Origin of the sequence: Aeromonas sp. ASNIH2 (assembly GCF_002934795.1) — a bacterium.
GTDB classification, from domain to species: domain Bacteria; phylum Pseudomonadota; class Gammaproteobacteria; order Enterobacterales; family Aeromonadaceae; genus Aeromonas; species Aeromonas caviae.
This window is the reverse complement of sequence record NZ_CP026406.1, coordinates 879,207-892,175: the sequence shown is the minus strand read 5'-3', so window position 1 is coordinate 892,175 and position 12,969 is coordinate 879,207. Positions and strand designations below refer to the sequence as shown.

Below are 12,969 nucleotides of genomic sequence, written 5' to 3'. Positions count from 1 at the left end.
TCCAATATCTTTGCCCATCTCCCCGACGCTGAACACAAAGAGGGTTATTGTGACGCTCTTGTGGTTTGTGAAAGGCGCAGGCCGATTATCGCTATTGAGGATGAGGGCTGTTGGGGGAAGTATGTGGTTGCCCCCACTGACAGTGCTGGCGAAATAATGTTCATGGGCAGAATAACGTCTGGCATCCCGTTTATATAATGGATTAATTGTCGATAAATATGTCTGACAACAGTTTATAGACTGGGGCACAGGCAGTGCGAAGCATTGCAAGAGCATTGTTGAACGCATTGTTTGATAATATTGTCGAAAGGGTTTGGTCAGGAGCAATCAGATGGCGATAACAACGCGATCCCGAAGAGAGAAGGTAGGCAGCGGACTCGGGCTGGTGATGGGGCTCATCGCCTTTAACCTGATTGTGCCCCTGCTTCCGGTTGCAACAGAGATGTCGGATATGACCCGGATGATAGGTGCCATGGTCAGCGCCATGCTTTGTGCCGAGCTGGGCGCCAGGATTGGCAAGTGGCGGGATGCCAAAGAGCAGGCCGGATCGGCAGAGTAACTCGACGTGAGAAGAGCGCCAATCGCCCGAGTGCGGCGGTGTGTGCGGGTGTAACAGGCAGGGCGACTGTTGTCGCCCTGCCTGTTTTGCTATCGCGGTTTGCCGCTCAAGCGCCGCCGGGGTTTGCTGCGATGGAGGAAGGTGGCCAGGGTGTCGCGGGGCGATGCCGCATTGCATCAGAAGGCGCCTGGAGCGAGATGCGCCAAGGCTGGATCTGCGAGGGAAATCCTGAGATCGTGCAGGCAGTTATCTGGTTATCCCCTTGAGAGGAGTGCCCATGCGCATTGCCCTGATTGGCCTTGGCGATATCGCCCGGAAGGCCTATCTGCCGCTGCTTGCAAACGACGAGCGAGTCACCCCGCTGCTCTGTACCCGGAGTCCCTCGGTGCTCGGCGAACTGGCGCGCCAGTACCGGATTGGCGAGTGTTTTACCGAGGTCGATGCGCTGCTGGCGAGCCGACCTGATGCGGTGATGATCCACGCTGCCACCGCCGTGCACGGCAAACTGGCGGAGCTGTGCCTGCGTGCCGGCATTCCCACCTTTGTGGACAAGCCGCTGTGTGACAACGCAGGAGAGGTGGAGGCACTCGCCAATCTCGCCATCGCCAGAGACTGCCCGCTGTTTGTGGGCTTCAACCGTCGCTATCTGCCCGCCATGGCCGCCGCACGCGGCCAGCCGCTGACCGAGCTCCATTGGCAAAAGCACAGGCACGCCCTGCCGGGGGCGCCTCGCCAGTTCCTGTTCGACGACTGTATCCATGTGCTCGACAGCCTCTGCTGTTATGGCGGCGAGCCGGACGGGGAGCTGCATGCGGTGCTGCGACGCAGCAGTGAGCAGCCCGAGCTGCTGGCCGGGGTGAGCGTCGCCTGGCAGAGCGGGCAGATGGCGGTGAGCGGCAGCATGAATCGCAGCGCCGGCATGACCGAGGAGCGCATCGATGCCTATGGCGACAACCTCTCATTGCATATCGAGAACTGCACCCGTGGCCTGCTTGCGCGAGACAACACAGTGCAGACCATGGCACCGGGCGACTGGCAGCCCGTGCTGGCGAGCCGAGGCTTTGTCGCCATGCTCGAGCACTGGTATGGGCAGATTGACGCCGGGCGGGCAGACGGGGCGCTGGTCGAGAGCTACCTGAAAAGCCATCGACTGGCAGAGCGCCTCGTCGCCCTGGCAAAGGGATGACCCGAAGGCAAGGGGCTGGTGACACCGGCAGGCATCACTGGCCAGAGAAGCGGCAGAGCACTGTATGAGATGGTGGCTCCTTGCGCAGTCAGCCGGGAAAGGTGCCAGCGAGCGAGCCAAGCGAAGGCGGGTTTGTTATCTTGGCGGCCATCAAGAGCTGCAGGGCAAGAGATCGCAATGAAGAAGGTGTCGAAGATGAGATGGCTGACCGCAGTGGGCGGGGTATTCCGTTCATGAGCATCATTCTGGGGATCGATCCCGGTTCGCGCATCACCGGTTACGGGGTCATTCGCATCGTCGCGGGCAAGGCGGAATATCTGGGATCGGGCTGCATCCGCACCGATCTGGGGGAGCTGCCGTCTCGCCTGAAGCAGGTCTATGACGGGGTGAGCGAGATCATCACCCAGTTCAAGCCGGACGAGTTCGCCATCGAGCGGGTCTTCATGGCGCGCAACGCGGACTCGGCCCTGAAGCTCGGCCAGGCCAGGGGAAGTGCCATCGTCGCGGCGGTCAATGCCCTGCTGCCGGTGAGCGAGTACTCGGCCACCCAGATCAAGCAGGCGGTGGTGGGCACCGGTGGCGCCGCCAAGGAGCAGGTGCAGCACATGGTGACCCATCTGCTCAAGCTCTCTGCCACCCCCCAGGCGGATGCGGCGGATGCCCTCGGGGTGGCGCTCTGCCACTTCCACACCCGTCAGAGCCTCATTCGCATGGCCGGGCGGGCCAGCGGATCGGTGCGCGGCCGTTATCGCTGATCCCCGGGGGAGGGCTTCTGGTGTTGGCAGGGGAGCGCGGGGAGCTGCTGGCAAAATCGCTGGTCGGGTCACAATCTGTCGCGTCCCTCGATGGGACTCCCATGGAGAAGCGCACCGAGCGGGTGAATATCTTTCTACTTTATCAATAACTTGTGACATTCATCACATATTCGCGATGAATCGGGTCGGTTTCGTCTTGCTCCGCCACACTCCCATAATATGGCGCCTGTTCAATAACAGTGTCCGTATGAGCCTTTCAGGTTCGCGTGTTAGTCATCATGGGAGAGACAAGAGTGAAACCTTTTGCTGCTGAATTTATGGGAACCTTCTGGCTGGTGCTGGGGGCTGCGGGAGCGCCGTGCTGGCTGCCGCCTTCCCCAATGTGGGGATCGGCCTGCTGGGCGTCGCCCTGGCGTTCGGCCTGACTGTGCTGACCATGGCCTATGCCATCGGTCATATCTCGGGTTGCCACCTGAACCCGGCCGTGACCGTCGGGCTCTGGGCCGGTGGTCGCTTCCCGGCCTCCAACGTGCTGCCCTACATCGTGGCCCAGGTGCTTGGTGGGATCGTGGCAGGTGGCGTGCTCTATGTCATTGCCAGCGGACAGGCGGGTTTTGATGTGAGCGCCGGCTTTGCTTCCAACGGCTATGGCGAGCATTCCCCCGGCGGTTACAGCCTGCTGGCCGCACTGGTGTGTGAAGTGGTGATGACCGGTTTCTTCCTGTTCTTCATCATGGGCGCCACCGACAGCCGTGCACCGGCCGGGTTTGCTCCCATCGCCATCGGTCTGTGCCTGACCCTCATCCACCTCATCAGCATCCCGGTGACCAACACCTCGGTCAACCCGGCGCGCAGCACTGGCGTGGCGCTTTTTGTCGGTGACTGGGCCGTGGGCCAGCTCTGGCTGTTCTGGGTTGCCCCCATTGTCGGTGCCATTCTGGGTGCATTGGCCTATCGTGTGATCGCCACGAAAGAGTGATGTGTTGTTAGTTAACGTGTGGTATCGACACGCCCCCGGGCGTGTTTTTTTATGCCTGAAGGAATACCGGGCAGGGCGCCATGCCGACGATAGGGTGCGGCATGATCACAGTCCCTTGGCGCTCAGCATCTCTTTGTAGCGCTGATGCAGCAGCTTGACCCGTTCCACATAGGCCCGGGTTTCGGCCAATGAGGGATGCCGCCGTGCTTGTACCGTACCGGTCCTACAACCCCTTGGCGCTCAGCATCTCTTTGTAGCGCTGATGCAGCAGCTTGACTCGTTCCACATAGGCCCGGGTTTCGGCATAGGGCGGGATGCCGCCGTGTTTTTGCACCGCACCGGCGCCTGCATTGTAGGCGGCGGTGGCCAGGGCCACATTGCCGTCATACTGCCTGAGCAGACCCGCCAGGTATTTCACCCCGCCAAAGATGTTCTGCTCCGCCAGCAGGGCGTTGCCGACCCCGAGCTCGCGCGCCGTGGCGGGCATCAGTTGGGTCAGTCCCATGGCGCCCTTGCGGGAGACGGCCAGAGGATTGAAAGCGGACTCGGCATGGATAAGTGCCCGGATGAGGGCAGGCTCGACCTGATAAGCCTTGGCTGCCGCCTGTATGGTGCTGGCGTAGTCATAGAGGAAGAGGCCTGTCGTGCGCCAGTTGACCTTGGACGCCGGATCGCAGGCATAGCAGTCGTTGAACAACAGCAGTTCGTAGTGACCCTGCTCCGGCATCATGTCGGAATAGCGTATGACCCCGTTCTTTTGTACCGACTTGTAGACCTGGATCTGACGGCTTGTAGGCTTAGCGGGTTCAGGGGAGGGGAGCGGCGCCGTGGTGAGTGCCACGGTACGCGGCGTGGGAACCGGGGAGGAGACAGCCGTCTCCGGGGTCAGGATCACCACCTCTGCCGGCGGCGGTATCTGAGCCGGGGCTGCGTGGGAAAACAGCGGCATCATGCCCACCAACATCCATGCTTTCAACGGCTTGCTCCTTAAGCCTCGTTAGCCACGTTGAGTAAAGCATTCGGGATAGCGCAGAACAAGTGCCCGTGAACAGGGGAGGCTGGAAATGTGATGGTAGAGGGACGTCCCGCCTGTGTGCTCACTCAGGACAAGGGGCGCGGTTCATGGCGTCAAGGGACGCATGATCGCAACCTCGTCTTTTCCATCTAGTTATTGGCTTTTTTGTAAGTTAAAGGCGTGTTATCTTGCTGTTGCTCCACTCTGGTCAGATCTCTTCGTGGAGCCAGAGAGCGAGCAGGAGAGGGCCGGTATGGCCAGAGCGAAATGGGCATGACAAGCAGGCGAGCGATGGAGCTCAGATTCGAAGAGTACTGTGATGCGGATCTTTCCCTCATCAGAGACTATTACGAGACGACGTTTTCCCACTATGTGCCGGATTTGGCAGAACGGATTTTTGTGGTTCGTGATGCGCACTGGCTGGTGGGGGCGGTGCGCCTGCGCGATGAACAGGATTACTACCACTTGTGCGGCTTTCGTCTGCTCCCTCACTACCAGTCTCTGGGGCTGGGGTCCCGCCTGCTGCAGCATGCCTGCCGCGATCTTTCCGACAAGCCCGTGATCTGTCACGCCCTGCCGTTCGAGAAACCCTTCTACCTCAAGGCGGGATTTGACCACCTTCCCCTGCATGAACTCGACGGACCCCTTCACTCCCACTATCACCAGCAGCACGAACAGGGTTATCAGATCGAGCTGCTGGTGCGTCAGGCGAAGGCGCCTGTTTTCAACTGACGTCTTATTGGGGTTTGGTCAGCAGGTGGATCTTACCTGGTGACAGCTCCAGCCCCAGCAGATTTTCCTTGAGCCAGGCCTGATTGGGGTCCTTGTCATCCAGCTTGTAGACAGGCTGGGTCTCCAGCCGTTTCTCCATGCTCTGCAGCAGCATCCTCAGCATGAAACCAAACTTCTGTTCCGCCGCAGCAGGCTCCAGCTTGTAATCGATGAGCTTCATGTTGTCGAGGAAGAGCGCACTCCTGGCCTTGTCGTAGCGGGGCCTCGCCTCATAGGTCATGTTGAGGCGCGCGTCGTACTCGGTCTGATCCGGGAGCGCGATTTTCAACTTGCCTTTGCCAAACACCCTGGCGGTATCCGGGCTCTGGCGACCAATCTGCACATCGCTCTGCTCGAGTTGCACATGGGCCTTGATGATGCCGGGCAATTCCAGCTGTTTGTCCACTTGCACCTGGGACTGCAGGTACTGATTTATCTGCTGCTCATTGATGTCATATGAGCCTTGACCTAGCATGGCCAGACTCAGCAGCATAGATTGCAGGATCATGCTAACGACCTGATAGAATGGGTGTGCCCCATAGCATACCATCCCGACCCTGTGGGGTCTGCCCGTGCCATCTGTCCAATACACCAAGGAGTCGCCTTGCTCGACGGTCTGGAATACGACATTCAGTTGCTGTTTTCCCGCTTTCTCGGCTGGTTGTTGCTGTTGTTTCACACCGTGATCGTGGCAGGGATCTCCCTGCGGGTGGTGATGAAGCGACGTCCCATCGGGGTATCTCTTGCCTGGTTGGCCCTCATCTATGCCATCCCCTTCGCCGGGGTCGGTTTCTACGTGCTGTTTGGCGAGATACGCCTCGGTCGCAAGCGGGCGGAGCGGGCCCAGGCCATGTACCGTCCTTACGCCATCTGGATCCGCCAGCTCGCGCGCCTCTTCCCCCAGCACTGCTGCGAGGTGGGCAGCAAGGCACGCCCGCTCCACGATCTGATCCAGGGGCGCTTGGCCATGCCCATGCTCTCGGGCAACCGGATGACCCTGCTGCACAAGCCGAAGAGCATCGTAGAGGAGATAGTGCGCGACATCCGGGGCTCCTCCCAATCCTGTTATCTGGAGTTCTACATCTGGCACCCCGGCGGGGATGTGGACGAGGTGTGCGAGGCGTTGATGGAGGTGGCGGCACGCGGCGTGGATTGTCGTGTTTTGCTCGACTCCATCGGCAGCAAGACCTTCTTCCGCTCCTCCTGGCCCAAAACCTTGCGCGCCGCCGGCGTCAAAGTCGTGGAAGTGTTGCCGGTCGGCGCCTGGCGAATCCCCTTCCAGCGCCAGGACTTGCGCATGCACCGCAAGCTGGTGGTGATCGATGACAAGGTTGGTTATACCGGCTCCATGAACATGGTGGATCCCCGTTTCTTCAAGCAGGATGCCGGGGTCGGCCAGTGGGTCGACATCATGATCCGGGTGCAGGGCCCCGTGGTGCCGTTGATGTGGTCCACCTTCGTCTGGGACTGGGAGATGGAGACCGGCGAGCGGCTGCTCGACAGTTTGCAACATGAGCCGGAAGCCTGGCCACAGACCAACTATCGGGCCCAGCTCATTCCCTCCGGCCCCTTCGTCGGTGGTGACTGTATCCAGCAGAGCCTGCTGCTCGCCATCTACCAGGCTCGTCACCATCTGGTGCTGACCACCCCCTATTTCGTGCCGGACGATCCGCTGGCTGCGGCCCTCTCTTCGGCGGCGGCCCGCGGCGTGCTGGTGCAACTGGTGCTGCCTGCGCGCAACGACTCCCTGATGGCGAACCACGCCAGCAACTCCTTCATGGAGGATCTGCTGGCGGCAGGAGTGGAGATATATCGCTATGATGCCGGGCTGCTGCACACCAAGAGCGTGCTGGTGGACGATGATTTCGCTCTGGTGGGCACGGTCAACCTCGACCGGCGCAGTCTCTGGCTCAATTTCGAGATCACCCTGCTCATCGACAACCCGGTGTTTGTCGCCGAGATGAACCAGCTGGTGCAGGGCTACATGCTGGAGGCGACCCCCATGTCACTGACCAGGTGGCGTGCCCGCCCCTGGTACAAAAAATTGCTTGAGAACATCTTCTACCTGTTCAGCCCCCTGCTGTGACAGCCAGAGCGTGGACCCCAAGCCGTTGTCTGGCTTGTGTTGATGCCCATCCTCCCCGTAGAGTGCGCCCATGCACCCGCCATTGAACCATTGTGGAGAAACAGAACTGATGAAGAAAAAAGTGGCCTTGGCCGTCGGAGCCGTGTTGGTGGTGGGAGGGCTTGGCGCCTGCTGGTACACGGGCAATACGTTCGACCGGATCCTGGCCGAGCAGATCGCCAGGGCGCAGCAGGAGAGCGGGATCGAAGTCACCTGGAGCCCAGAGACGGAGAATCTGTTTACCCGCGACGGCGTACTCAAGGTGGTGGTGCCGCCCCAGACGCTGGCGAGTTTTGATCCCCAACTGGCGGGAAGCGAACCCATCGAGATGCAGTTCGCGTTCAACAGCCGCCTGTTGCCGCTCTATATCAAGAGTCACCTCCAGCTTGATACCGCACAGGGCACGCTGGCGCCCATTCTGACCTCCCTGGGGATGCAGCAGTGGCAACTGGGGGCAGAATCGGCGAGCAGCCTCTGGACCATGAGCAATAGCTCCCGCTTCTGGGTGAGTGACTTCAAGGTCAAGGAGGGGCTCAACGAGTTCACCTTCCTGCCCTTGAACGGCGACTATCGCGGGGATCTCGACGGCAATGGCCATCTCACCGCCCACTGGTTGGGGATGACGGTCCACGATGCCCAGAGCAAGACAGATCTGGCCTTGGCGGATCTCAAGGGCAGTGCCGACATGGCCGAGATCAGCGGGCTCTGGCTCTCTCCCCGCAGCGATGCGACCATCACGGCCTTCTCCCTGACCCAGCCGGGGAACGTCAAGATCACGCTGGAGGGGCTGACCACGGCCACCGAGCTGGCGGGGGACGATCTTCAGACGCTCTCCACTCGCTATCAGATGAAGGTGGCGACCCTCAACATGGAGAGCGAGGAAGACCGGCTCGCGCTGACCCAGGGAAATCTGGATCTCTCCCTCAAGGGGCTGGATCTCGAGGGGTATCAGACGCTGCAAGAGGCCAGCAGCAAACGGGTGGACGAAGCGGCCATCCAGGAAGCGCTGGACAAGATGCTCCAGAGAGGGGCCACGCTGGAACTGGCGGATCTGAGTGCGCGATTGAACGGTGAGCCTGTCCGCTTGCAAGGGGAGGCCAAGCTGGCGCCCACCACCCTGGCACAGTTGATGGGCAGCGAGGAGGGGATGCAGGCACTCTCCGGTCTGCTTCATGCCCACCTTGGGGAGAAGCTGGGCCAGGCCGTTCCCCAGTTGGCCCCCATGCTGGAGCAATTCACGGCCATGGGATACCTGAAGGCGCAGGAGTCACAGCTTCAGGCCGAGCTCAAGCTCGACAAAGGGGTCGTGACCGTCAATGGTCTGCCGCTGCACCCGTGAGTGCCGCGCAATGAAAAAGGCTCCCTCGGGAGCCTTTTTTCTGGGGGCGCGCAGCCGCTTACTTGAACACGACGGTCTTGTTGCCGTAGACGAAGACCCGCTCGTTCAGCACCAGTTCCAGCGCCCGGCTCAGCACGGATTTCTCCACGTCGCGTCCGGCCTTGGCCATGTCATCGGCACTGAAGGTGTGATCGACGTGGATCACGTCCTGCTCGACGATGGGGCCTTCATCCAGATCGTCGGTGACGAAGTGGGCGGTGGCACCAATCAGCTTGACCCCGCGGTCGAAGGCCTGACGATAGGGGCGGGCGCCGATGAAGGCAGGCAAGAAGGAGTGGTGGATATTGATGATCTTGCGCGGATAGGCTTCGACGAAGCTTGGGGTCAGCACACGCATGTATTTGGCCAGGATGACGTAATCCGGCTGGTAGCCATCGATGAGCGTGCGCACTTGCTCCTCATGCTCGGTGCGGCTCAGATCCTCGTGGCTCACGCAGTGGAAGGGGATGTCGAACTTGCCGGTCAGCTCGGCGAGGGTGTCGTAGTTGCCGATGACCGCGACGATGTCCATGTCCAGGGCGCCGGCATAGTTCTTCATCAGGATGTCGCCGAGGCAGTGGGTCTCCTTGGTCACCAGTATGACGATGCGCTTCTTGCCCGCCTTGACGAGACGACGCTGGGCGCCGGCAGGCAGGGCATCATCGAGGTCGGCCAGCAGGGTCTCGTCGTTGAAGCGCCCTTCCAGCTCGGTGCGCATGAAGAAGCGGCCGTTTTCGTGATCCACGAACTCGTCGTTCTTGTTGATGTTGAGCTGGTGCTTGTAGCAGATGTTGGTGATCTTGGCGATGAGACCCTTGGCGTCGGGGCAATCGGTCAGCAGTATTTTCTTTTCCATCTCTGTCATGATTCCGTTTGTGATGTTGGCACCCGGTCTGCGCGGGCGCGCGCGTTTTTGCTGGCACTATGCCACAAACGAAATCAGAAAGGACAGCGCGCCGTGTATCGGGTGGTGCTCGCGCGAAAATTGCAGTGCAGCCAGCTCCCGGTTTGTCTTTGATGGGTTTTTGGCTGGCATCCTGCGTCTTTTTTCTTTAGGCTGTCTGCGCTTATTCTCAGGGCGGGGCGAAATTCCCCACCGGCGGTATCCCGATGTGACTCGGGGAGCCCGCGAGCGCCCGACCCGGCATTCATCCGGGACGGGGTCAGCAGATCCGGTGAGATGCCGGAGCCGACGGTCATAGTCCGGATGAAAGAGGATAAGACAGATATTGCTGGCCAGACCCTGCCGGGTTGGCCGCCGCATGGCTACTTCTGTCTGCCTTTCCATGCCCTGATTCTGGTCCTTGTCTTTTTTAGGAGTCTTACCATGAATCAGTCTCTACTCAGTGAATTCGGTGATCCCATTGCTCGCGTCGAAGCCGCGCTGGCCGCCCTGCGTGCCGGTAAGGGTGTGCTGGTGGCCGATGATGAAGATCGCGAGAACGAAGGCGATCTCATCTTTGCCGCAGAAACCATGACCAACGAGCAGATGGCCATGATGATCCGCGAGTGCTCCGGCATCGTCTGCCTCTGTCTGACCGACGAGCGGGTTCGCCAGCTCGAGCTGCCGATGATGGTGGAGGCCAACTCCAGCCACTATCAGACTGCCTTCACCGTGACCATCGAAGCGGCGCAGGGGGTGACTACCGGGGTGTCCGCCGCCGATCGCATCACCACCATCCGCGCGGCCATCGCCGACGGCGCCCGGCCCTCCGATCTGCATCGACCCGGCCATGTCTTCCCGCTACGCGCCCGCACGGGTGGGGTGCTGACCCGCCGTGGTCACACCGAAGCGACCGTCGATCTGATGCAGCTCGCCGGGCTCAAACCTTACGGAGTATTGTGCGAGTTGACCAAGGAAGATGGCTCCATGGCCAGGCTGCCGGACCTGGTGGCCTTCGGTCGCCAGCACCGGATGCCGGTCCTGACCATCGAAGATCTGGTGCAATATCGTCAATTGCTGTCAGAACGTTCAGCCTGAGCCTCATACGAAATTGTAATAAGCCCAAATTTTGGTTACGCTTTGTGCGAACCTCATCCAGGGACACTCATTTTTGCTTAAAGTTTGTACGGAAAGTGTGCAACTAAAAAAAAATGAGGGTTTTAACGCATTTATCTGTGATGAGGCCTATCCAAACTATGATTTTTTTGTGCCATAATCACGCCGCTTGCTAAACGTCTGGCGAGTTAAAGGGAGCTTTTAAAAATGAAAAAAATGTTGTTGGTAGGTGTTGTTGGTCTGTCCGCTCTGCTGGGCGGTTGTGCAAACACCAGCGAACTGGAAACTTCCGTTCAGAATCTGTCTAACAAAGTTGACCAACTGGCTCAAGATGTTAGCGCTGTTCGTGCTGATCAGTCCAAGATCGCTGCTGATGTTGCAGAAGCCAAGCAAGAAGCTATGCGTGCTAACCAGCGCATCGACAACATGGCTACTTCCTACAAGAAGTAATCCATGCGAAAAAATGGCGCATTTCAATGCGCCATTTTTTTTTGCCTGAAATTCGTCAAAAACCCGCGTTTTTCCCGCTAATACCCGCCTGACAAGGCAATGCCGAACACTCGGCATCACCCCGTTTTTCATTTCCGCATCGGTCAGTAGAGCAGGCTGTAGAGCTTGCGACGATAACTCTGTGCCGCCGGGTGCGCACCCATGGTTGCCAGCACATCGAGATAGATCTTCTTGGCATCGCCAAAGGCGAGATCACGTTTGAGGATGGTGAACAACAGAGCCAACGCCTCCTCTTGTCTACCAACCTGGCTGTAGAGCACCGCCAGCTCCTGGGCGAGGGCATGGTCATCCGGCTGTTCAGCGTGGCGCAGCTCCAGGGCGCGCAGCTCAGGACTGTCGCTGGCCTGCAGCGCCAGCGAGAGGCGGGAGCTCAGGGTCTGGTAATGATCATCCTGTGCCACCATGGGGATGGTCGAAAGCAGGCTCTGCGCCTCGTCAAGGAGATTGAGATCCAGCGCGGCCTGTATCAGCCAGAGCGTGATGTCGTGACGCTCGGGGGCGAGGCGATGGGCCTGGCCAAGATGGGTGTGCGCCACATAGGCTTGCCCGTTCTCCAGCGCCTGCTTTGCCTGATCGAGCAGCAACTCCTCCTCTTTGGGGGCAAAGGCGGCGAAATACTGGCGCAATGTGGCTTCATCCTGCGGCCCTTCCAGAATGGCCTGTTCATCCGGGCGCCCCTGATGGAACAGCACCAGCGCGGGCAGTGCGCGCAGGGCAAGCTGGCTGGCCAGAGGCTGCAACTGGGGGTCGTTCATGTCGACTTTGGCAAGGGTCACCGCTGCATTGGCCGGGCCGACCAGCGCTTCCACTTGCGGGGTCATGGCCTGGCACTCCGGCATCTGGGGGGCGTGGAAATAGATGACGACCGGCTTTTTCATGGACGCATCGAGCAATTCTGCGTGGAAGTTCTGGGGAGTGATGTCGACGATCATGAGGCTGACTCTCGAAAAATGGTGTGGATCAACATGGGGTCCAGCGGGATGGAATTCAAGCGCGCATCCAGCAGATGGGCATCGACCCGGCGAGTCGGGGCAGCCAGGCTGAGCCATCCGCTGCCCGCGGGCCAGTCGCGGATTTCATAGTGGCGATTGTCGAGATGATTTTTGAGCTGCCATGCCTGCTCCGGAAGGAAGCAGATTTTGTCGAGTCCGGCGGAAATACCATCGCCATGCGCCTTGAGCACAGCTTCCTTGCGAGACCATAGCCGATAGAAGGCCGAATGTTGCTCCTCTCGGGGCAGGGCGTTCAACCATTGGTATTCGCTTGGCGCATAGAAGCGTTTGGCCAGCGGCAGTATGGGGCGGTGACGCAATCCCATCTCGATGTCCACCCCAAGGGGACCCTCCTCACAGAGGGCGATCACCAGCCACTCTCCGCTGTGGCTGAGGTTGAACTGCCAGCGATGACTGAGCAGTGTCGGTTTGCCATGCGTACCGATGCCAAAAGTCAGGGCATCGGCCCGGCAATGGAGCCGCTCGGCCAGCAGGCGGCGCAGCAGCACCCGGCCGAGCAGGTACTCATGCTGGCGACCCGCCTGGTGGATCTCGTGCCAGTGACGGCGTTCATCCGGGGCGAGTTCGGATGCCAGCCTGATCACCAGGTCTGCATCAACGCTTGCCGTATTTAACAAATAGAGATCCGCAGATAGCATAATATTTCACTTAAAAATGGGGGTGAAATAGCGATAACAGT

General features: G+C 59.9%; 13 protein-coding genes, 2 pseudogenes and 1 riboswitch. Of the genes and pseudogenes, 9 read left to right on the top strand and 6 right to left on the bottom strand.

The genetic code is table 11. The features are described from left to right. Positions 1–331 precede the first annotated feature (331 nt). The 4 genes and pseudogenes from C3F36_RS04070 (at position 332) to aqpZ (ending at position 3,479) form a co-directional block, all read left to right on the top strand. On the top strand, positions 332–559 hold the full coding sequence (locus C3F36_RS04070) for a hypothetical protein (protein WP_010673513.1): 228 nt from the start codon (positions 332–334) through the stop codon (positions 557–559). Between the two features lie 277 nt (positions 560–836). Then, complete coding sequence (locus tag C3F36_RS04065; RefSeq protein WP_104454535.1) at positions 837–1,745, top strand: Gfo/Idh/MocA family protein; 909 nt, start codon at positions 837–839, stop codon at positions 1,743–1,745. Positions 1,746–1,978: 233 nt separating this feature from the next. Next, positions 1,979–2,500, top strand: coding sequence for a crossover junction endodeoxyribonuclease RuvC (ruvC, locus tag C3F36_RS04060; protein ID WP_010673515.1), 522 nt, complete (start codon positions 1,979–1,981; stop codon positions 2,498–2,500). Between the two features lie 293 nt (positions 2,501–2,793). Beyond that, positions 2,794–3,479 (top strand): annotated as a pseudogene (gene aqpZ / locus C3F36_RS04055) (aquaporin Z). Positions 3,480–3,584: 105 nt separating this feature from the next. Here aqpZ and C3F36_RS04050 read toward each other — a convergent pair. Both C3F36_RS04050 and C3F36_RS04045 read right to left on the bottom strand, forming a co-directional pair. After that, positions 3,585–3,688, bottom strand: a pseudogene (locus tag C3F36_RS04050) (lytic transglycosylase domain-containing protein); the annotation flags it as partial. 14 nt (positions 3,689–3,702) lie between these two features. Next, positions 3,703–4,443: a lytic transglycosylase domain-containing protein gene (locus C3F36_RS04045; RefSeq protein ID WP_199769703.1), complete on the bottom strand. Its 741-nt coding sequence runs from the start codon at positions 4,441–4,443 to the stop codon at positions 3,703–3,705. Between the two features lie 342 nt (positions 4,444–4,785). On the opposite strand from C3F36_RS04045, the gene C3F36_RS04040 reads away from it, so the two are divergent. Next, positions 4,786–5,226: a GNAT family N-acetyltransferase gene (locus C3F36_RS04040; protein ID WP_223919618.1), complete on the top strand. Its 441-nt coding sequence runs from the start codon at positions 4,786–4,788 to the stop codon at positions 5,224–5,226. 4 nt (positions 5,227–5,230) lie between these two features. Here the strand turns inward: C3F36_RS04040 and C3F36_RS04035 are convergent, their stop codons facing one another. After that, positions 5,231–5,773 carry a DUF1439 domain-containing protein gene (locus tag C3F36_RS04035; RefSeq protein ID WP_029313991.1) on the bottom strand — a complete coding sequence of 181 codons (543 nt, stop codon included), beginning with the start codon at positions 5,771–5,773 and terminating at the stop codon, positions 5,231–5,233. 96 nt (positions 5,774–5,869) lie between these two features. Between C3F36_RS04035 and cls the strand changes: the two genes are divergently transcribed. Both cls and C3F36_RS04025 read left to right on the top strand, forming a co-directional pair. Continuing rightward, on the top strand, positions 5,870–7,351 hold the full coding sequence (cls, locus tag C3F36_RS04030; RefSeq protein WP_010673520.1) for a cardiolipin synthase: 1,482 nt from the start codon (positions 5,870–5,872) through the stop codon (positions 7,349–7,351). 109 nt (positions 7,352–7,460) lie between these two features. After that, positions 7,461–8,729, top strand: coding sequence for a DUF945 family protein (locus tag C3F36_RS04025; protein WP_104454534.1), 1,269 nt, complete (start codon positions 7,461–7,463; stop codon positions 8,727–8,729). A gap of 58 nt (positions 8,730–8,787) precedes the next feature. On the opposite strand, the gene purU is transcribed toward C3F36_RS04025, so the two are convergent. Beyond that, positions 8,788–9,624, bottom strand: coding sequence for a formyltetrahydrofolate deformylase (purU, locus tag C3F36_RS04020; protein ID WP_029313992.1), 837 nt, complete (start codon positions 9,622–9,624; stop codon positions 8,788–8,790). 209 nt (positions 9,625–9,833) lie between these two features. Next, a riboswitch (FMN riboswitch) is annotated at positions 9,834–9,991 on the top strand. 104 nt (positions 9,992–10,095) lie between these two features. On the opposite strand from purU, the gene ribB reads away from it, so the two are divergent. Together ribB and C3F36_RS04010 are read left to right on the top strand one after the other, a co-directional pair. Beyond that, the gene (gene ribB / locus C3F36_RS04015) at positions 10,096–10,749 is read left to right on the top strand and encodes a 3,4-dihydroxy-2-butanone-4-phosphate synthase (protein WP_104454533.1); all 654 of its coding nucleotides are present in this window, start codon (positions 10,096–10,098) and stop codon (positions 10,747–10,749) included. A 225-nt stretch (positions 10,750–10,974) separates the two neighbouring features. Beyond that, the gene (locus C3F36_RS04010; RefSeq protein WP_010634682.1) at positions 10,975–11,217 is read left to right on the top strand and encodes an Lpp/OprI family alanine-zipper lipoprotein; all 243 of its coding nucleotides are present in this window, start codon (positions 10,975–10,977) and stop codon (positions 11,215–11,217) included. Between the two features lie 143 nt (positions 11,218–11,360). Here C3F36_RS04010 and C3F36_RS04005 read toward each other — a convergent pair whose 3' ends face one another. Both C3F36_RS04005 and C3F36_RS04000 read right to left on the bottom strand, forming a co-directional pair. Further along, on the bottom strand, positions 11,361–12,209 hold the full coding sequence (locus C3F36_RS04005; RefSeq protein WP_104454532.1) for a tetratricopeptide repeat protein: 849 nt from the start codon (positions 12,207–12,209) through the stop codon (positions 11,361–11,363). After that, a complete protein-coding gene (locus C3F36_RS04000) occupies positions 12,206–12,928 on the bottom strand; it encodes a 4'-phosphopantetheinyl transferase family protein (RefSeq protein WP_104454531.1) in 723 nt (240 codons plus the stop codon). The genes C3F36_RS04005 and C3F36_RS04000 overlap by 4 nt, the downstream gene beginning before the upstream one ends. Positions 12,929–12,969: the final 41 nt, after the last annotated feature.